Origin of the sequence: Brevibacterium spongiae, assembly GCF_026168515.1 — a bacterium.
Classification (GTDB): domain Bacteria; phylum Actinomycetota; class Actinomycetes; order Actinomycetales; family Brevibacteriaceae; genus Brevibacterium; species Brevibacterium spongiae.
The window spans coordinates 3574315-3593380 of record NZ_CP093443.1 but is presented as its reverse complement, the minus strand read 5'-3'; the positions used below and the strand labels follow the sequence as shown (position 1 = coordinate 3593380).

Here is a 19066-nt window from a genome sequence, read left to right as displayed (position 1 = left end):
CCCGGTACGGTCATCGGACCAGGGTGCCGGATGTATCGACGGGACTTCGCGTCGGTGCGAAGCGACACCTCTGACCGTCAAGTGTCATACAATTCACTCTATAGCGGCTGTTCGTGATTTGCGACACATGTGGGACAATTTGACGCAGAACAGTTACATTGAGGGTGCCGCTCTCAATATGGCGGTAATTTGTCAGACAATCAACGTCACGTGTGGTGACGTGGGAGGGGCGCTTGAATGAATGCGAGCGCAGTGGACGGCTCGGCCAGGGGAGTCTCGGGCGATGACCGGATCTCGTTTGACGACCTCGTCGCGGCCATCGAATCCAGACTCACCGCCGCGGGCGCCTCGCCGTCGGTCGCGAAGGTGCTGGCAGCCAACTGCGCCACCTGCGAACGAGACGGCACTCTCAGCCACGGAGTCTTCCGGGTGGCCGGCTACCTCGACTCGCTGACGCGCGGCTGGGCGGATGGCGTCGCGGAGGCGAGCGTCGACGTCGCCGGTCCCTCCTATATCCGCATCGATGGGCGCAACGGCTTCGCCCAGCCCGCCCTGGCCCAGGCGCGGCCGGAGATCGACCAGGCGCTGGGCGATACCGGCGTTGCGGTCATCGCCCTGCGCAACTCCCACCACTTCAGCGCCCTGTGGCCCGATCTGGAGTCCTTCGCCCGCGAGGGGCGGGTGGCGATGGGGATGATCGCCAGCGGCAAGCTCGCCGTCGTCCCCGAGGGAGCGACACGGCCGGTCTTCAGCACGAACCCCTTCGGCTTCGCGACCCCCGTCGCCGATGCGGATCCAGTGGTCTTCGACTTCTCCACCTCGTCGATGTCCCATGGGGACCTGCAGCTGCTGCGCGCGGAAGGCAAAGAGGTTCCCGTCGGCACCGGGGTCGACTCGACCGGTGCGGATACCACGGATCCGAACGCCATCCTCGACGGCGGCGGCATCCGCCCCATCGGCGGACATAAGGGCGCGCTGCTGTCATTCATGATCGAAACGCTGGCGGCCGGCCTGACCGGCGGTGCCTTCACCTATGAGATCGACGCCGAGGCCCCCGAGGGTGCGCACACATTCCGCACCGGCCAGCTCTTCATCGTCATCGATCCCGAACGCGGCGGAAACGACGCCTATCTGGGGCGGGTTCGCGAATTCGTTGATATGCTCCGCGACGCCGGCATGGATCGTCAGCCCGGCGATCGTCGCTATGCCAACCGCGCCGAGGCGGCCGAACGCGGCATCCCCATCACCGACACGATCCGCTCCCTCCTCGACTGAACTGCGCCGCGGCCGCGCTCGCGCTGCATGTTCTCGGCGCGTCATGTGCCGCGGCGGTACTTGCGCTGCAGGCTCGTGTTTCGGCCTGCGCTGCGGCCGAAGTCGAGTCGAGTTCGCGGGGTCGCAGGATGCCTGCTCTGTCTGTGCCTGCAGTGCCCGACTCCTGCTCTGAAGCCGCAGTATCCGCTTCACATGGCTGATTGATCCAGCCAATCGTTGTCGGACAATCGAGAGGCGTCTGACAGTGCAGAGATCTGGCTGCGCTTCCTGTCACCTGGCCCCTCCTGTCTGGATGCCTGGTCGTGTCATGCCTGTATTTCTCTGAGTTCCCGTGTGTCTTGGTGAATCTCGGGCGGACGCTGGGTGATTCCTCCATTTCGCTTCATCCTCTGGTCACTCCATTGATTGTATGACAAACTGTCTATCGGTTCCTTGACCTGGACGCCGGGGCGAAGCTGCTCGGCGTCGGTGTTCGACGAAGAGACAGGGAGTGAGCATGGAATCGCTATTGGTCGGCATCGACCACAGTCAGGATTCAGTCAGAGCGGCGAGGTTCGCCATCGAGCGTGCAGCACTGACCGGAGGCAGAGTCGCCATCGCCCATGTCGTCTACTGGTCGAAGTTCGCCTTCCCGACCACTGTCGAGAACGAATCACGCGCCGGGCAGGTGGTCCTCGAACGAGACCGTGCCAAGGCCGAGACCCTCGACCCGATCACCGACTGGGCCGAGTCCGAGGGGCACCTGGACAAGATCGAACTCGTCTCCAAGGTCCTGCACGGGCGACCGTCAGAGGTGCTCGCGGACCTGGGGCAGAGCGGGGACTACGACATGATCGTCGTCGCTCGCACGGGCGAATCCCACCTGCGCAATGCGATCTTCGGATCAACGGTCGACCGCCTCGTGCGCCACGCTCCCGTGCCGGTGGTGGTTGTCCCATGAGCATCCAGGCATCCGCCGCCCCCGGTGCGGGGATCGACGCTTTCCTCGAATAGCATTTCCAGCCCTTCGCCGAGGCGGTCGAATCCGTCGTGTTCTTCCCGCTGCCGATCTTCGGCACCGAAGTCCCCATCATCGTGCTGTGGCTCGTGACGCTCGGCGTCTTCTTCACCCTGTGGCTGAAGTTCCTCAACGTCCGCGGGATGAAGCACGCCATCGATCTTGTCCGCGGGCGCTTCACCACTGCCGACGCCGTCGGCGAAGTCAGCCACTTCCAGGCCCTGGCCACCGCCCTGTCCTCGACCGTGGGGCTGGGCAACATCGCCGGAGTCGCTGTGGCAATCAGCATCGGCGGACCCGGCGCCGCCTTCTGGCTCATCGTCGCAGGCTTCTTCGCTATGTCGACGAAGATGGCCGAATGCTTTCTGGCGGTCAAGTACCGTCGCGTCCATGCCGATGGAACGACCTCGGGCGGGCCGATGTACTACCTGCGCGACGGCTTGGCTGAAATCGGCAAGGCCAGACTGGGTAAGGTCCTCGCCGCGTTGTGGGCGTTCTTCATGATGCTTGCGGCGCTGGGCACCAACGCCTTCCAGACGAATCAGGCCGTTGCCCAACTCGTCGAGGTCTCTGGTGACGGAAGTTTCGGCACGTGGCTGTCGGACAACCGCTGGCTGCTCGGGGTGATCCTAGCCGTCATCACGGGACTCGTCATCATCGGCGGCATCCAGTCTCTGGCCAAGGTCACAGGCGTCCTCGTCCCCGCGATGGCGATCCTCTACATCGTCGGCTGCCTCATCGTCCTCGCCGCGAACTTCACCGCGATCCCGCAGGCCATCGGCGAGATCCTCAGCGGAGCCTTCAACCCGCAGGGCGTTGCCGGCGGCGTCATCGGGTCTCTCATCGTCGGCTTCCAGCGCGCGGCGTACTCGAATTCTGCCGGTGTCGGCGATGCTCCTATCGCACACTCGACCGTGCGGACGAACCGACCGCAGACCGAAGGCTTCGTCGCCTCGCTCGAACCCTTCGTCGACACCGTGATCGTGTGCACGATGACCTCACTCGTCGTCGTCATCACCGGAGTCTGGAAGGTCTCCGACCCCGACACCGTCAGCGGCGTGACTCTGACTTCTCAGTCGTTCGCCACCGTTGCCGACTGGTTCCCGTACGTGTTGGCCGTCGCCGTGGTCCTCTTCGCCTTCTCCACGGTGCTCAGCAACACCTTCTACGGCATGAAGGGCTTCGGCTACCTCTTCGGCGACCGGAAGTCCGCAGAGAACGTCTACAAGATCGTCTTCCTCTGCTTCACCGTCATCGGAGCATCGGTGTCATTGGGACCGGTCATCATCTTCACCGATTCGGTGTTCTTCCTGCCTGCCATCTGCAACGGCATCGGACTCTACCTTCTCGCGAAGGTCATCCGCGGAGACTTCGACGACTACTGGCAGAAGCTGCGGGCAGGGGAGTATGCGCGAGTCGCCTGAGCATCCGACTGAGCCGGCGGGTGCAGTTCGGGGTCGTCGATCCGGCAGAACGGCTCGGACCTCAGCCGTGCATCCGCCACCACAGCAGCGCCACATGCAGAGCCGTGCGCGACTCCGCATCATCGAGTGAGACGCCGAGGCGGTCCTGCAGCCGCGTGATCCGTGCGTAGAGCGCGGGCCGGGACAGATGTCCGGCCCGCGCCATCGCCGATTTGTTCCCTCCGTGGGCCAGGTAGAGCTCGAGGAACTCGAGCAGTTCCCCGTCTGCGGACTCCGAGGGGGAATTCGGGACCCCGTCCCGGCGCCCGACACCACTGCTCGTGTCACCGAGCAACGGTCCGAGCTCGCCCTCCGCGAAGGCGCGGAGCCGCGAGTCCTCGGCGAGCAGAGACAGCAGCCCGCGGATGCGGACGTTCGACGATCGATAGAACGAGCGCTCACGGACATCGAGAGTCGACGCGACCTCGGCGACATGGGAGGCGGACTCAAGGCCCGCGACTGCGCGCAGCAGCGAGGTGCTGCTCCGTCCGACCCCGACGACCCAGCTCGCCGCATATCCCTCGAGTTCGCCGAGTATCCGGCTGAGACGGTCATCGGCGTCGTCGCTGCGGGGCACTCGTCGGCTGCTCCCATGAGCCGGCGCCAGGACGAACCCGAACGAACCCGACTGCAGGCTCGTCATGAGCAGGCACTGGTTCAGACGCGCTGCGACAGAGGCGATCTCCTGCGTCAGGCCGCGCTCCTGCAGCTGCACTCGAGTCGGATCGGTGTCGGGCTCCCGGTCGATCCGGACGACGACCGGTAACAGCTCGGCGCCCGCAGCGGGTGCGAACCCGAGAGACCTGGCGCGTTCCAGCGCCGCACGCTCATCAAGCCCTTCGGAGTCCGTGATCTCCCTGATCAGACCGCTCTGAGCCTGCAGCAGCAGGTCCTGTTCGTCACGGTCGGCCATACGGGTCAGGGTCAGCGCCTCTCCGGCGCGTTCGATGATCTGATCGAGTGCGGCGACCGACTCGGCGGCTCCCGGCACAACGAGGCGCCCCCACCTGCGGGTGCGCAGACCGACCGGGGTCTGCCGCCACTTCGCCGAATTCTCGACACCGGGTGCCGTGGCCGCTCCGGTGACAAGGTCCATCCACTTCTGCGCCAACGCCTGCGATCCGCTGCCGGAGTGCGCGAGAACTCGATGCGCAACGTCCTCGAGGACAACGGCCGTTCCCAGCAGCTCTGCCGTGCGGTCGACGATCGTCTGTGCTCCCGCCCGATCGAGGCTCAGCTGCGTGTACGTCTCATGGATCTCCTGCGCGTGTTCGAGCTGAGAGATCTGCTGTGCCAGAAGATGCCGGTGAGCGAGCTCTGTGATCCTGACGAATTTGACCCGCTGTGCAAGGACGACGACGGGCAGGCTGCGCCCCGCGGCGGCCGCCCGGACGACAGCTTCGGCCTCCGCATCGGGGGCGGAATCGGCATCGACGAGCTCGACGATCGTTCCGGCCGCGCCGGCCCGCTCCAACTGGTCGAAGAACTCAGCCATCGCCTCCGGCGAGCGACGGAAGGTCGTGGCCGTTGTGAGCACGAGCTCCCCGCCTTCGAGGAAGCGTTCGACGTGCTCGGAATCGGCGATGTGGACCCAGCGGATGGTCCGTGCCAGCTCCTCGGCACCGGCGAGGACCGTCGGTGCCGCGCGGGAGATCTCCGCGAATTCGAGCAGCCCGGCGATGCTCAGCGATCCCGTGCCTGACTGAGTCGATGAGTTCATTGACACAGTGTAAATCGACAGCGGAAATTCTTGACAGTTTGCTACTTCCAGGATCGGGTGGGCGGGGCTGAGGATGGAACCAGCAGAACCATCGACGACGAAGGACATTCAATGCCCACCATCTCCCACTGGATCAACGGACGCGACGTTCCCGCCGAGGCCGACGGCCGCCTCGGCGACATCACGAATCCCGCCACCGGAAAGGTCACAGGTCAGGTTCCGCTGGCTTCGCAGGCCACCGTCGAATCCGCCATCGCAGCCGCCGCCGAGGCGTTCCCCGCCTGGCGCGACACCTCGCTGGCTCGCCGGACTTCCGTCATGTTCGCCTTCCGCGAGCTGCTCAATGCGCGCAAGCAGGAGCTGGCCGAGATCATCACCGCCGAGCACGGCAAGGTCGTCTCTGACGCCCTCGGCGAAGTCGCCCGCGGTCAGGAGGTCGTGGAATTCGCCTGCGGCATCGCCGGCCACCTCCGCGGCGGCCATACCGAGAACGCCTCGACGAAGATCGACGTCCACTCGCTGCGTCAGCCGCTCGGTGTCTCCGCGATCATCTCGCCCTTCAACTTCCCCGCCATGGTGCCGATGTGGTTCTTCCCCGTCGCCATCGCCGCCGGTAACACCGTCGTGCTCAAGCCTTCGGAGAAGGATCCGACGGCGGCGAACTGGATCGCCGAACTGTGGAAGGAAGCGGGGTTGCCCGACGGCGTCTTCAACGTCGTCCACGGTGACAAGGAAGCAGTCGACACGATCCTTGAGAGCCCCCAGGTCGCCTCGGTGTCCTTCGTCGGATCGACCCCGATCGCGAAGTACGTCTACGAGAACGGCACCGCCGCCGGCAAGCGCGTCCAGGCGCTCGGCGGGGCGAAGAACCACATGCTGGTCCTGCCCGATGCCGATCTCGACCTCGCCGCCGATGCCGCGGTCAACGCCGGATACGGTGCCGCCGGTGAACGGTGCATGGCGATCTCCGTGGTCGTCGCCGTCGAATCGATCGCCGATGAGCTCGTTGCGAAGATCGCCGAGCGCACCCGCACCCTGCGCGTCGGGGACGGCGCGACCGAACCCGATATGGGGCCGCTCGTCACCGCCGCCCACCGTGACAAGGTCGCAGGCTACATCGATGCCGGCGCCGAGGCGGGGGCCGCCGTCGTCCTCGACGGCCGCGAAGGCACCCCGGCTGAGGGATTCTTCCTCAACCCGACCCTCTTCGACCACGTCACACCCGAGATGTCGATCTACACCGACGAGATCTTCGGACCCGTGCTCGCCGTCGTCCGCGTCCCCGGCTACGACGAAGGACTCGACCTCATCAACGCCAACCCGTACGGCAACGGCACCGCGATCTTCACCAATGACGGAGGCGCCGCCCGCCGATATGAGAACGAGGTGGAAGTCGGCTTGGTCGGCATCAACGTGCCGATCCCCGTGCCCGTCGGCTACTACTCCTTCGGCGGGTGGAAGAACTCGCTGTTCGGCGACACCCACGCCTACGGAGACGAAGGAGTCCACTTCTTCACCCGCGGCAAGGTCGTGACCTCCCGCTGGCTCGACCCCAGCCACGGCGGACTCAACCTCGGCTTCCCGACCAACGACTGAATCGGTCCGGTCGGAGCCCCTGATCAGGACACATGAGCACACAACGACGAACCACCTCGGCGAAGGAGCAGCCATGACCACCACCGCGGATTCCCCGCTCACGCAATCGCACCTCGACGCTGACGGCGCGGGCACCGAACGCACCGACTCGCAGCGGATCGCTGCGGGCGGGATCGACGCCGACCGGATCGAGGCCGGCAGGCGTGCCTATGAACTCGACCGCGCCCATGTCTTCCATTCCTGGCAGGCGCAGGGTCCGTTCGACCCGATGACGATCGTCGACGCCGCCGGCCCCTATGTCTGGGACGGTGAGGGCCGGAAGCTGCTCGATATGTCGTCGCAGCTGGTGAACACGAATATCGGACACCAGCATCCGGGCGTCGTCGCGGCCATCCAGGAGCAGGCGGGCAAGCTGTGCACGATCGCTCCGCAGCACGTCAACGACGCTCGTTCCGAGGCGGCCAGGCTCATCGCCGAACGTACGCCGGGCGACCTCGACCACGTGTTCTTCACCAACGGCGGAGCCGACGCCAATGAGCACGCAATCCGGATGGCCCGCCTGCATACGGGGCGGACGAAGGTGCTCTCGGCCTATCGCAGCTACCACGGCGGCACTCAGCTGGCCGTCAACGTCACCGGTGACCCGCGCAGGTTCGCCAACGACTACTCCGCTGAGGGCATCGTCCACTTCATGCCCGCCTATCCCTACCGGTCGTACTTCAATTCGACGTCCGAGGATGAGGAGACGCAGCGGGCGCTGGCCCACCTCGAGGACATGATCACGCTCGAAGGCCCTGGCAACATCGCGGCGCTCATCCTCGAGACCGTGCCGGGCACCGCGGGGATCTACGCCCCGCCGGCCGGGTACCTCGCCGGTGTGCGCGAGCTGACGGCGAAGTATGGGATCGTCTTCATCGCCGATGAGGTGATGGCCGGTTTCGGTCGCACCGGTGCCTGGTTCGCCGGCGACCACTGGGACGTGACCCCTGACCTCATCACCTTCGCCAAGGGGGTGAACTCCGGATACGTTCCGCTCGGCGGAGTCGCGATCTCCGAAGCGATCTTCGAGACCTTCCGCGACCGGGCCTACCCGGGCGGACTGACCTATTCGGGGCATCCGCTCGCCTGCGCGGCAGCGGTTGCGACGATCACCGCGATGGAGACCGAAGGAATGGTGGCCAATGCCGACCGCCTCGGCGAGGACATCATCGGACCGGGGCTGCGCGAGATCGCAGAGCGTCACCCTTCGGTCGGAGATGTGCGCGGAATGGGCTGCTTCTGGGCCGTCGAACTCGTGAAGAACCGGACGACGAAGGAGCCGCTGGCCGCCTACGGAGGCAGCTCGCCGGAGATGAACGAGGTCATCGCAGCGCTCAAGGCCGAAGGCGTGCTGCCGTTCGCGAACTTCAACCGGATCCACGTCGTGCCGCCGCTCAACACCCCTGACGACGACGTCCGCTTCGGGCTCGCCGCCCTGGATCGGGCGCTCGAGGTCGCGGATCGGTACGTCGAAGAGTAGATTCGACGCGTTTGAAGGAGGCGCTGCCTCGGCGAGGTCACGCCGCGGTTTCCGCGGATCGATCGGCCGCGGTTTCCGCGGATGACTGCGGGAGGTGGAGCGCCGCCTCGGCGAGGGGATTGCTGTGTTCGGGCCCCGTTCGGAATGTGAGTGCTATTGCATTCATTCCCGGGCGGGGCCCGTTTGCGCACGTCAAAAGTGAACAAAAGGTGAATGAGGTGGAGTAGGGTCGAATTGCGGGTGAAGAGCAGTTGAATCTGTGGGTAGACTTCTGCGGGATAGTGATGGCTGGCCGTCAGCTGCATCATCCACGGTCCGAATAGTGTCTACACCCAAGGTCGATTAGTGGAAATCATCTTCGTCGTCGTGCTCGTCATCGCACTGGCACTGTTCTTCGACTTCACCAATGGCTTTCACGATACGGCCAATGCCATGGCCACCCCGATCGCGACCGGGGCCATCAAACCGAAGACGGCGGTCACGCTCGCCGCGATCCTCAACCTCGTCGGCGCCTTCCTCTCCACCGAGGTGGCCAAGACCATCTCCGGCGGCATCATCAAAGAAGGCGGCGGGGGAGTGCAGATCACTCCCGACTTCATCCTCGCCGGCCTCATCGGCGCCATCATCTGGAACATGGCGACCTGGCGCTTCGGCCTTCCATCGTCTTCGTCCCACGCACTCTTCGGCGGCCTCATCGGTGCGGCAATCGTCGGTGAGGGACTCAACTCCGTCGACTTCGGAGTCTTCCTCTCCAAGGTCGTCCTCCCGGCGCTGGCTGCCCCGATCATCGCGGGCGTCAGCGCCTATCTGTGCACGAAGTTGGCGTATTCGATCACCCGACGCAATGACGACGGCAAGACCGCGCACCGTGCCCCGTTCAAGTACGGGCAGATCTTCTCATCGTCCCTCGTGGCTCTGGCGCACGGCACGAACGATGCGCAGAAGACGATGGGCGTGATCACCCTCGTTCTCGTCTCAGCGAATCTGCAGGAACACGGCACCGGCCCGCACATCTGGGTCATCACGGCCTGTGCCCTGGCGATTGCGCTGGGCACCTATGTCGGCGGCTGGCGGATCATCGACACCCTGGGCACGAAGCTCACCACCGTCAAGCCCGCCCAGGGGCTGTCCGCTGAGACCTCGACGGCCGCGGCCATCCTCGCTTCGTCCCACCTCGGCTTCGCACTCTCGACCACGCAGGTCGCCTCTGGATCGGTGCTCGGCTCCGGACTGGGCCGGAAGGGAGCCGACGTCCAGTGGTCGACGGCCGGGCGCATCGCCTCCGGCTGGCTGCTGACTATTCCGGCTGCCGCCATCGTCGGCGCCGCTGCGGCGGGCATCGCCCACTTCGGAGTGGTCGGCGTCCTCATCGATACGGCCGTCGCGGTCGTCGCGGTCCTCTGGATCTACCTCAGCTCACGACAGGTCGAAGAGACCGAGATCTCGAACTTCGACACCGTCGGCGAAGCCGTCAACATCCGCGGCCGCAAGCGCAAGCTGCGCAAGGATCGCAACCGCAAGCGCGCCGAAGCGAAGCGTGCCGCTCGTCGTGAGGCCTGGGACGAGAAGCAGCGGGCCAAGCAGGAACGTCGACCCTCGCACGAGCGGAAGGCCTCGGAATCCGATGCACGACGCTCATCCTCGGCGAGTGTGTCGGCCGGACCCGCCGGTGCCTCAGCGGGACAGGGCGATGCTTCGACAGGACAGGTCGATGGGCAGTCGGCGCGATCCGGAGAACAGGGTCTGGGATCCGGGGATCAGGCTAGAGGATCTGGGGACCAGGGTCTGGGACCCAGGGATCAGGCGACACAGTCCGGGGTCCGAGAATCCGGTGACAAGGGGGAGAACAAATGATCGAGTGGAGCTCATTCCTCATTGTCGCGGTCGCGACCTGGGTGTCGGCAGTCGTCGTCATCACTCTCTTCTCTGCGGCCGTGCGCATGCGTGCCGTGCACGTCGACCAGGCCGCTGAAGGCAACGCCAACGCTCTGCTCCGACTCGGCTACTGGGCTGTCTTCGGCGTCTGCGGGCTCGTCGTCCTCCTCGGCGTCTACCTCATCGTTCCGGCACTCCACGGCGCCTGACGCTTCCGCGGCGGCCGACGTTTCGGAGGAGGCCGGCTCTTCGGTGGCCACTGGATGGCGGGAGTTCGCATTGCGCACCCTCCGCCGCAATTCGTACCATTGCACCGGTGTGTTTTGCGGTCGCAGGGATGTTGTGCGGCTGACGGTCTGAAGCGTCGCTAAAGGTGCGGGATGCTTGGCGCTTCTAAAGGTGTGGGATGCCGGGTGCTGCTGACGGTGCGGGACACCCATGAGTCTGCGCCGGGGCGATTCGGGCAGAAGAGCCGCGCGACGCGACTGATGGGCAACCGACGGACTCGACCTAGACTCGTCCTGTGAGAACTCCACCGCACAATTCTCGGCGTTCCGCCGATCTGCAGAAGGAGATCGCCAGGGCCGATCGCCGGCGCATCGACCAATGGCATGCAGCGATGCGGCGCGATGGACGCGTCGTGCTGCGAACGAACCTGTTCAAGACGTTCATGGGCGCACTCGTCTGCTGGCTGTTCGTCGGGGCGATCATCCTCACATTCGTCGTCACCCCCGGCTCGACCTGGAACCCGCTGTCCCCTGGTTTCGGCGGATGGCTGGTCTTCGTCCTCCTTGTGGTCTTCGCCGTCGCCTTGGTGCTCTTCGGGTTCGGTGCGGTGTTGTGGACATTCGTCGTTCCCTTTGTGCGACCACAGTTCGTCGTGTCGAGGCGGGGCGTGGAATCCTCATGGTGGAAGCCGGGCGGACGCGTCAGGCGGTTCGCAGCCCCGTGGTCAGGCGTCGTCGACATCGGGGGAGAGTTCCAGTGGAGGAAATATCCGCTTCCGGACGCGCTGGTCGTGACGATCACTGCGCACGGGGCGACCGCTCATCAGAACGCGCTGATCGGCAACGTCAGGAAGCCGGAGATGGTCACCTACCGTGTCCTCAGAGAGCTCAAAGCGCGGCCGCGTGATGTGTTGGTGTTTCTGCTTGAGGTTCACGGGGCACAGACGGCGCATTGCTGAGTTCCCGCACCCTCAGCGAAATACGACAATCCCCCAACCACCTCGGCGGCGGTTGGGGGATTGTCGTTCAGCTGACGGTGCAGGCCGTCGGCAACTCAGCCGAGCAACTCAGCCAAGTGACTCAGCCGGGGGCCCCAGGCGAACGACTCAGGCGAGGCCGAGGCGCTGGCGGAGGTTGTCGACCTCAGCGCGCAGTTCGGTCGGGACCGAATCGCCGAGCTCGGCGTACCACTCTTCGATGAGACCGAGTTCGGTCTCCCACTCTTCGGGCTTGATTGCGAGAGCCTTGCGCATCTGCTCGTCGGTGAAGTCGAGGCCTTCGGTGTCCAGGCCGCCTTCGACCGGGGTGAGGCCGAGCGGGGACTCCTGAGCATCGGCGGTGCCGGTGACGCGTTCGAAGACCCACTTGAGGACGCGGGAGTTCTCGGAGAATCCGGGCCACAGGAACGAATTATCGTCGTCGCGGCGGAACCAGTTGACGTAGAAGATCTTCGGCAGCTGGGCACCCTCGGTGTTGCCGATGTCGAGCCAGTGCTGCAGGTAGTCACCGACGTTGTAGCCGATGAACGGACGCATGGCCATCGGGTCGCGGCGGACGACGCCGACGGCGCCGGTCGCGGCGGCAGTGGTCTCGGAGGAGAGCACCGAACCCATGAACACGCCGTGCGTCCAGTCCTTGGTCTCGGTCACCAGCGGCATCGTGGTCTTGCGGCGACCGCCGAAGAGGATGGCCGAGATCGGCACACCGTTCGGGTTGGTCCACTCGGGAGCCAGCGTCGGGACGTTCGCGATCGGGGTGCAGAAGCGCGAGTTCGGGTGAGCGGCAGGGGTCTCGGACTCAGGAGTCCAGTCGTTGCCCCTCCAGTCGGTGAGGTGCGCCGGCTTCTCGTCGGTCTTGCCTTCCCACCACACGTCACCGTCGTCGGTCAGAGCGACGTTGGTGAAGATGTTGCCGCCGGCCTCGATGGCGCGCATCGCGGTCGGGTTCGTGGTGTATCCGGTGCCCGGTGCCACGCCGAAGAGGCCGAACTCGGGGTTGACGGCGTAGAGCTGGCCGTCGTCGCCGAAGCGCATCCACGCGATGTCGTCACCGAGGGTCTCGGCCTTCCAACCGGGGATGGTGGGTTCGATCATGGCGAGGTTGGTCTTGCCGCAGGCCGACGGGAACGCGGCGGCCACGTACTTGACGACGCCTTCGGGGTTCGTCAGCTTGAGGATGAGCATGTGCTCGGCCAGCCAGCCTTCGTCGCGGGCGATCGCCGAGGCGATGCGCAGCGCGTAGCACTTCTTGCCGAGCAGAGCGTTGCCGCCGTAGCCGGATCCGTAGGACCAGATGGAGCGCTCTTCGGGGAAGTGGGTGATGTACTTGGTGGTGTTGCAGGGCCAGGCGACGTCGTCCTGTCCCTCTTCCAGGGGAGCGCCGACCGAGTGCACGCACTCGACGAACTTCGCGTCCTGGGCCTCGATCGCATCGAGGGCGTACTTGCCCGAGCGCGCCATGACGAGCATGGAGAGGACGACGTACGCCGAGTCGGTGACCTCGATGCCGAACATCGGCTGATTCGCTTCGGCGTGGCCCATGACGAAGGGGATGACGTACATGGTGCGTCCGCGCATGGAGCCCTCGAACAGGCCGTTCAGGGTCTCCTTCATCTCTGCAGGAGCGACCCAGTTGTTCAGCGGCCCTGCGTCCTTCTCCTCTTCGGAGCAGATGTAGGTGCGACCCTCGACGCGGGCGACGTCCTCGGGGTCGGATGCCGCATAGTAGGAGTCCTTGGTGCCGTTGACTCGCCTGATGGTGCCGGCTTCGACGAGCTGCTCGGCGATCTGGTTCTTCTGCTCCTCTGAACCATCGACCCAGACGATCTCGTCCGGGGTGGTGAGGGAGGCGATCCGGCCGACGAACGAGAGCACCGATTCGTTATCGGTCGGTGCGTTCTTCAGCTGGTCAGCGACGACATCATGGTCGAGGACAGTCATGAGTGGTCTCCTGGTCATTCGGTTGCGGGGGTTTGTCTCAAGCGGCTGCTGGTTCCGTCGAGCGGGTGGTACACATCCACCGTAGGATGGGGGCAAGCGCTGAAAACCCTGGTTTCGGTCACTCGAAGATGTGCATTGGGTCACAAGAAGATGACCATTGACGTGAATGAAACTTTCGTATGACGTGTTGTTGCGTAGTTTAGACGTATTGTTTCAGTCGGAATCTGCACTGAAATCTGCGATTTCATCCCCTGTTCGCCGAGGCGGCTTCCCGCCTTCACGTGAATGTGGCGAAGCGCACGTGGGTGCGATTTGAGCTTGGGTGAAACTGGTGTGTATAGTTGTTCGAGTTGCAGGGCGAGAGTCCGGGCGACATGCGCCACTAGCTCAACGGATAGAGCATCTGACTACGGATCAGAAGGTTGGGGGTTCGAATCCCTCGTGGCGCACCGAAGGAAAGTCCCTCACCTGGCAGGATAGCCGGTGAGGGACTTTTTGCGTGCCTCGAGTGAGACTTCTCTGATTGCTGATCCGAAGGTTGGGTTCTGTTGAGTTCTGCGATGAGAAAGGCCCGTCGTCACCGTGAGGAGCTCGGCGAGGTCATCGACGTCTTCGCCGATCGCCCGGGGCCGAAGACCGTGACAGCATTCGTCCTCGGCTGGGTGCTCTTTACTGGTCTGACGTTCATCAACCCGGGGGAGACGCTCGTCCTCGCGATTGCTCCGGGCATCATCTTCGCAGCGATGTTCGCGTTGATCCTTCTCTATCTCTCGGGTGAGCGGCTCATCGTCTGTGAACTCGGGATCCTCGTAGGCTCCATTGCTCCGGGCATTCGTCCCTACGTCATCCCCTTTCAGCAGATCACGCCCGGCAGCATTGCCGGGGTCACCGGGGCGAACAGGTATCTCAAGGAGGTCGGACTGCAGGGGCAGATAGCGCAGTCGACTCTGCGGGCATCGTGGTGGACGAAGAACGGTGTCCACTTCGTTGCCTGTTCGGCCGAGGACGCCCGGCGCGGGCGCAGACGATTCACACTGGCGCTCGACCCGATCCCGCGGTCGATCGACGCTCGGTGGATCTGGTTTGCGGGAACGGGGACGGAACCCCCGCAGCGAGCGATCGAGGCCATCGCTCGGGCCGCCTCGGCGACGGGGCACCCACAGGTGGCGCAGGCGGCACTTGACCGCGGAGTCGTCGAACTGACGGGCAACCCCGAGGATGCTGCCCGCCAGCTGCCCGGCCACCCGCCCGTCCGTCGAGGCGGGGTCAGGTAGCCGGACAGCCTGGGGCGACGATGCGTCGCCGCGATTCGGCGGAAACGGAGGCAGCCGCCGGGCAGAACGAAGGCCGGAGTGACCTCAGTCTTTGACGGCGAGGACCGGGACCGGGGAGTCGAGGAGCAGCCTCTGACTCACCGAGCCGATGAGCATTTTTCCGACGCGGGATCGGCGACGCATCCCGATGACGAGGCGGTCGACATCCGAGCGCTCTTCGAGTTCGTCGAGGACCGCCTCGGCGGGATCGCGATCGCCGCGTCCCTTGCGGGCGACGACGGAGTAACTGATTCCGCTCTCGTCGAGCGCGGAGGTGTCGAACGACGCGGCGATGCCGAGCGGAACAATGACGAGATCGGTGTCGAAGAGCTTGGCTTCGGCGATCGCGGCGGTGACCGCCGCTGCGCCTTCCGCGCGGTCAGTGACGGCGACGAGGATCGACATGATGGACTCCTTCACGGGAGAAGTTGAACGATGACGCTGATGCGGACGGTGAGTGTGATGCGGACGGTGGCGTGTGCGGCGGCAGCGTGACCTTGCCCGGCAGGACGGCCTGAGCCGGTGGGCCGGACTGAAACGGACTCGTCACGTCACTCACCGTACTTCGTGCGGAACTCAGCTTCGAGGTCCTCGAGAGTCTTGTTCCGGGTCTCGGGGACGAAGAAGAAGATGAACAGCAGCGCCAGCACGCCGAGCCCTGCGAAGAGGAAGAACGTGTTCGCGATGCCGAGGCCGCTGACCACACTCGGGAAGAACTGGGCGACTGCGGCATTGGCCAGCCAGAGGGCGAAGACGCAGATGCCCATCGCGAACGAGCGGATCTTCAGCGGGAAGATCTCGGCGAGCATGAGCCACACGAGCGGTCCGAGCGTTCCCTGCATCGAGAAGACGAAGAGGACGACGAACACGAGGATCGCGTAGGCCTTGAAGGTGCCCTCGGGCAGGAACACGGCGGAGAGGCCGATGAGCAGGTGGAACGAGCTGGTGAGGATGAATCCGCCGAGCAGCATGAAGCGCCGTGGCAGACGGTTGATGAGCATGATGCCGACGGTGACGCCGAGGACGGAGAAGAGTCCGTTGAAGGTGTTCGCGACGATCGCGGCGTCGGCGGAGAAGCCGGCGTCGGTGAGCAGCTGAGTGCCGTAGTACATCACCGAGTTGATTCCGGTCAGCTGTTGGGCGACTCCGAGGCCGACGCCGATGAGGACGAGCCGCAGGACCCATTTCGACGCCAGATCGGAGACGCCGCCGGTTTTGGCGACTTCTTCCTGCTCGGCCAGCAGCTCGACCTCTCTCATCTCGGCTTCGGCGCGTTCGTCGGAGCGGACCTGCTTGAGGACTTCGAGCGCCTGGCCGTCGCGGTTCTTCGAGATCAGCCAGCGGGGGCTCTCGGGCAGGAAGATCATGCCGACGAGCAGCGCGATGGCCGGCAGCACAGCAACGGCGAGCATGTAGCGCCACACGCCGTCGTGCTCGCCCCAGACGTTGAAGATGATCGCATTGATGACGAACGCCGCGAACTGGCCGACGACGATCATCACCTCATTGCGGGTGACGAGCGAGCCGCGCTTCTCAAACGGAGCGAGTTCGGCCAGGTAGACCGGCACCGTCGTCGAAGCCGCACCGACGGCGAGTCCGAGGAAGAATCGGGCCCCGGCCAGGAACTGCCAGTTCGGCGCCAGGGAGCACGCAAGAGTGCCGACGATGAAGAAGCAGGCGAGCAGGATGATGTTCGAGCGTCGCCCGAAGGCGTCGGAGAGCCGCCCGCCGACGACTGCGCCGAAGGCGGCACCGATCGTGAGGAAGCTGACGACGAGGCCTTCCGTCCGCGGGGTCAGCCCGAAGTCGTGCGTCAGCGGTTCGAGGGCGCCGTTGACGACTCCGGTGTCGTAGCCGAACAGCAGGCCGCCGAACGTGGCGACGACGGCGATGATGCCCAGACGTGAGGTGTGCGGACCCTTGGTGTCGGGCGGAAGATCCACCAGCGATTTCACTTGACCGCTCATGGCTTTCACTCTCCTTTGAATGATTCTCAATCGGTGCGTCGCTGCCGCTGAAATGCGGCGCGACGGGGCAGCCGAACCACCTGGCGGCGGTGCGGTTGAGGAAGGCTATTCAGTAGTGGTGCAGGTGGTGCGCTCAGGCTGGGTTCTCAGCCGCTCCGACCTCCCTGTTCGCTGATGAGTTCGTCGATCCGCTTCTTCTGAAAGCGGCTGACGGACTCGTTGTTCTCGTTCTCGGCGAAGACGTTGGACACGATGAGGCTGTCCTCACGGTCGAGGAATCCCGTCCGCGCCACAGTGGCGAAGAGCGCGTCGAAGTCGACGTCGCCGTCTCCTGCCTTGAGGTGCTGGTGCACCCTCGCCGAGGTGGTCGGCGGGTTCGCGATGTACCGCAGCCCGTGTGAGGCCCGGTGATCGAAGGCATCGGAGATATAGACCGCACGGAGACGCTCGCCGAGTTCGTCGGCGAGGGTCTCGAGGCAGTCACCGTAGTGGAAGGTGTGCGAGGCGACGTAGACGAAGCCGATCGCCTCGGAATCGAGGCCGCGCAGCCCCCGCCACGCCTCGTGCCCGTCCTCGACGAAGTCGTCGGGATGCGGATCGAAGTTCAGCGCCAGTCCCTCCTTCTCGATGACCGGCAGCAGCTCGTCCATCGATCGGTAGAACGACTCCTCGGAGTCTTCGAACGCCTCGGGTCGCCCGCTGAACTCGGTGTTGATAGTGCGCACGTCGAGGTCGACGGCGATCTCGATGACACGGCGGAAGTTCTTCACCGCCGCCACCCGCTTGGCCTCATCGGGCCAAGCGATCCGCTGCACCGGCAGCAGCGCCGGGATCGTGATGCCTGCCGCCTCGACAGCCTGTTTGAACCGCCGGATGAGGTCGCGATCCATCTTCGGATACCGGAAATGGGTGGCGAAGTCCGGGTGCGGGGTCAGCTGCAGGTGGTCGAAGCCGAGGTCCGCGGTGGCGGCCGGGAAGTCGAGGAGCCGGTGCGTATGGTGCAGCGGCGTGGGATCGTAGGCGATCTTCATGAATGCTCCAGATGATCCAGTGAGGTGGGCGGTCGGTCAGCGGTGAACGTGAGAGCCGATGCCGTCGGGGGCGGCGGCGGTCAGGCGTAGAAAGCCGGGGTGTCGGGAATGTCGAGGGTGCGGGGTTTGCCGTCGAACAGTGAGGCGACACCCTCCTTGCAGGCCACGGCCACCTTGTACCCGTCCCACGCGGAGGGCCCGGCGATGGTTCCCGCGCGGGCGGCGTCGACCCAGGCTTGCACCTGGGTGTCGTAAGCGGTGGCGAAGCGGGTGGTGAAGTCAGCGTGCTCGGCCAACCCGGAACGTCCCTGATGCCACAGCTGCAGGCCGTGGGACTCCCCGATCCGGGCGATGCCGGAGTCGAAGACCGCCTCGGTGGTCACCTGGTAGCCGAACTGGATGCTCACGTTCATCTCGAGGTCGACGAGCGTTCCGTTCTCGAGCTCCATGAGTACGAGGATCGGCTCCTTGAGGCGTTCGGGGGTCAGCCGATTGCGGCGGGCGTGCTTGACCTCGAGGCCGACGATGGGGGATCCGGCCAGCCACGGTACGACATCGAATTCGTGGACGACGGAGTCATTGATGAGCGACTCCTGCTGGTAGGAATCAGGCACCGCCGGATTGCGGTGGGCGCAGCGGAGCATGAGCAGCTCACCGGCCTGCTCGGAGGCGACGAGGTCGCGCAGCTGCCGGTATTCGGGGTCGAAGCGGCGCATGAATCCCACCTGGATGAGCTGCTTCCCGGTGGCCTGTTCGGCCTCGAGGACCCGCCAGGAGGACTCGGGGTCCGTTGTCAGCGGCTTCTCGCAGAGGATCGGCAGACCTGCGGAGAGGCAGGGCAGGAGCACCTGTTCGTGGAGGAATCCGGGAGTGGCGATGAGGACGCCGTCGACCGCGCCTGCGTCGAGGGCGTCTTCGATGCGTGCGTATCCCGTGGCTCCGGGGGCGTTCTCCAGCGCCGAGGCGCGCCTGGCCTCATCGGGGTCGACGATCGCTGAGACCCTGGCTCCGCTGATCGTCGAGGTGATGCGCTTGACGTGGTCGGCGCCCATCATGCCGGCGCCGACGATTCCGACTCTGAAGTCTCGCGGCTGGTCCGTGTCTGTCATTCTCACTCCTGCATGTCTGAAAGTCTGTGTACCTG

The 19066-nt window shown here is 65.1% G+C and carries 15 protein-coding genes and 1 tRNA gene; 10 read left to right on the top strand and 6 right to left on the bottom strand.

Annotated features, from left to right (window positions below; genetic code table 11):
- The first annotated feature begins 237 nt into the window (after positions 1–237).
- The 3 genes from L1F31_RS16205 (at position 238) to L1F31_RS16195 (ending at position 3696) form a co-directional block, all read left to right on the top strand.
- Positions 238–1275: an Ldh family oxidoreductase gene (locus L1F31_RS16205; protein ID WP_265418263.1), complete on the top strand. Its 1038-nt coding sequence runs from the start codon at positions 238–240 to the stop codon at positions 1273–1275.
- Positions 1276–1771: 496 nt separating this feature from the next.
- Positions 1772–2215, top strand: coding sequence for a universal stress protein (locus L1F31_RS16200; protein ID WP_265418262.1), 444 nt, complete (start codon positions 1772–1774; stop codon positions 2213–2215).
- An 89-nt stretch (positions 2216–2304) separates the two neighbouring features.
- Entirely contained in the window at positions 2305–3696 is a 1392-nt protein-coding gene (locus L1F31_RS16195) for an alanine/glycine:cation symporter family protein (protein ID WP_265418261.1), read from the top strand.
- Positions 3697–3757: 61 nt separating this feature from the next.
- Here the strand turns inward: L1F31_RS16195 and L1F31_RS16190 are convergent, their stop codons facing one another.
- Positions 3758–5455: a PucR family transcriptional regulator gene (locus L1F31_RS16190; protein WP_265418260.1), complete on the bottom strand. Its 1698-nt coding sequence runs from the start codon at positions 5453–5455 to the stop codon at positions 3758–3760.
- Positions 5456–5566: 111 nt separating this feature from the next.
- On the opposite strand from L1F31_RS16190, the gene L1F31_RS16185 reads away from it, so the two are divergent.
- The 5 genes from L1F31_RS16185 to L1F31_RS16165 all read left to right on the top strand — a co-directional run bounded on the left by L1F31_RS16185 (position 5567) and on the right by L1F31_RS16165 (position 11631).
- Positions 5567–7051, top strand: coding sequence for a CoA-acylating methylmalonate-semialdehyde dehydrogenase (locus L1F31_RS16185; protein WP_265418259.1), 1485 nt, complete (start codon positions 5567–5569; stop codon positions 7049–7051).
- A 73-nt stretch (positions 7052–7124) separates the two neighbouring features.
- A complete protein-coding gene (locus tag L1F31_RS16180; RefSeq protein WP_265418258.1) occupies positions 7125–8570 on the top strand; it encodes an aspartate aminotransferase family protein in 1446 nt (481 codons plus the stop codon).
- 345 nt (positions 8571–8915) lie between these two features.
- Positions 8916–10424 (top strand): inorganic phosphate transporter, encoded by a 1509-nt coding sequence (locus tag L1F31_RS16175; RefSeq protein WP_265418257.1) that lies wholly within the window; start codon positions 8916–8918, stop codon positions 10422–10424.
- Complete coding sequence (locus L1F31_RS16170) at positions 10421–10654, top strand: hypothetical protein (protein ID WP_265418256.1); 234 nt, start codon at positions 10421–10423, stop codon at positions 10652–10654. The genes L1F31_RS16175 and L1F31_RS16170 overlap by 4 nt, the downstream gene beginning before the upstream one ends.
- A gap of 314 nt (positions 10655–10968) precedes the next feature.
- On the top strand, positions 10969–11631 hold the full coding sequence (locus tag L1F31_RS16165) for a hypothetical protein (RefSeq protein WP_265418255.1): 663 nt from the start codon (positions 10969–10971) through the stop codon (positions 11629–11631).
- A 147-nt stretch (positions 11632–11778) separates the two neighbouring features.
- Here the strand turns inward: L1F31_RS16165 and L1F31_RS16160 are convergent, their stop codons facing one another.
- The gene (locus L1F31_RS16160) at positions 11779–13611 is read right to left on the bottom strand and encodes a phosphoenolpyruvate carboxykinase (GTP) (protein WP_265418254.1); all 1833 of its coding nucleotides are present in this window, start codon (positions 13609–13611) and stop codon (positions 11779–11781) included.
- A 376-nt stretch (positions 13612–13987) separates the two neighbouring features.
- On the opposite strand from L1F31_RS16160, the gene L1F31_RS16155 reads away from it, so the two are divergent.
- Positions 13988–14060 (top strand) — tRNA-Arg (locus L1F31_RS16155).
- Between the two features lie 111 nt (positions 14061–14171).
- A complete protein-coding gene (locus tag L1F31_RS16150) occupies positions 14172–14885 on the top strand; it encodes a hypothetical protein (protein WP_265418253.1) in 714 nt (237 codons plus the stop codon).
- Positions 14886–14969: 84 nt separating this feature from the next.
- Here L1F31_RS16150 and L1F31_RS16145 read toward each other — a convergent pair whose 3' ends face one another.
- The 4 genes from L1F31_RS16145 to L1F31_RS16130 all read right to left on the bottom strand — a co-directional run bounded on the left by L1F31_RS16145 (position 14970) and on the right by L1F31_RS16130 (position 19031).
- A complete protein-coding gene (locus L1F31_RS16145; RefSeq protein WP_265418252.1) occupies positions 14970–15329 on the bottom strand; it encodes a universal stress protein in 360 nt (119 codons plus the stop codon).
- A 146-nt stretch (positions 15330–15475) separates the two neighbouring features.
- A complete protein-coding gene (locus L1F31_RS16140) occupies positions 15476–16891 on the bottom strand; it encodes a sugar porter family MFS transporter (RefSeq protein ID WP_265418251.1) in 1416 nt (471 codons plus the stop codon).
- A gap of 146 nt (positions 16892–17037) precedes the next feature.
- Positions 17038–17922, bottom strand: coding sequence for a sugar phosphate isomerase/epimerase family protein (locus L1F31_RS16135; RefSeq protein WP_265418250.1), 885 nt, complete (start codon positions 17920–17922; stop codon positions 17038–17040).
- A gap of 80 nt (positions 17923–18002) precedes the next feature.
- Positions 18003–19031 carry a Gfo/Idh/MocA family protein gene (locus L1F31_RS16130; RefSeq protein ID WP_265418249.1) on the bottom strand — a complete coding sequence of 343 codons (1029 nt, stop codon included), beginning with the start codon at positions 19029–19031 and terminating at the stop codon, positions 18003–18005.
- Positions 19032–19066 lie beyond the last annotated feature (35 nt).

Bases quoted from the DNA above. Each gene is read 5' to 3' on its own strand.
- L1F31_RS16205 (WP_265418263.1), top strand. From the start codon at position 238: ATGAATGCGAGCGCAGTGGACGGCTCGGCCAGGGGAGTCTCGGGCGAT.
- L1F31_RS16200 (WP_265418262.1), top strand. From the start codon at position 1,772: ATGGAATCGCTATTGGTCGGCATCGACCACAGTCAGGATTCAGTCAGA.
- L1F31_RS16190 (WP_265418260.1), bottom strand. From the start codon at position 5,455: ATGAACTCATCGACTCAGTCAGGCACGGGATCGCTGAGCATCGCCGGG.
- L1F31_RS16185 (WP_265418259.1), top strand. From the start codon at position 5,567: ATGCCCACCATCTCCCACTGGATCAACGGACGCGACGTTCCCGCCGAG.
- L1F31_RS16180 (WP_265418258.1), top strand. From the start codon at position 7,125: ATGACCACCACCGCGGATTCCCCGCTCACGCAATCGCACCTCGACGCT.
- L1F31_RS16170 (WP_265418256.1), top strand. From the start codon at position 10,421: ATGATCGAGTGGAGCTCATTCCTCATTGTCGCGGTCGCGACCTGGGTG.
- L1F31_RS16160 (WP_265418254.1), bottom strand. From the start codon at position 13,611: ATGACTGTCCTCGACCATGATGTCGTCGCTGACCAGCTGAAGAACGCA.
- L1F31_RS16150 (WP_265418253.1), top strand. From the start codon at position 14,172: ATGAGAAAGGCCCGTCGTCACCGTGAGGAGCTCGGCGAGGTCATCGAC.
- L1F31_RS16145 (WP_265418252.1), bottom strand. From the start codon at position 15,329: ATGTCGATCCTCGTCGCCGTCACTGACCGCGCGGAAGGCGCAGCGGCG.
- L1F31_RS16140 (WP_265418251.1), bottom strand. From the start codon at position 16,891: ATGAGCGGTCAAGTGAAATCGCTGGTGGATCTTCCGCCCGACACCAAG.
- L1F31_RS16135 (WP_265418250.1), bottom strand. From the start codon at position 17,922: ATGAAGATCGCCTACGATCCCACGCCGCTGCACCATACGCACCGGCTC.
- L1F31_RS16130 (WP_265418249.1), bottom strand. From the start codon at position 19,031: ATGACAGACACGGACCAGCCGCGAGACTTCAGAGTCGGAATCGTCGGC.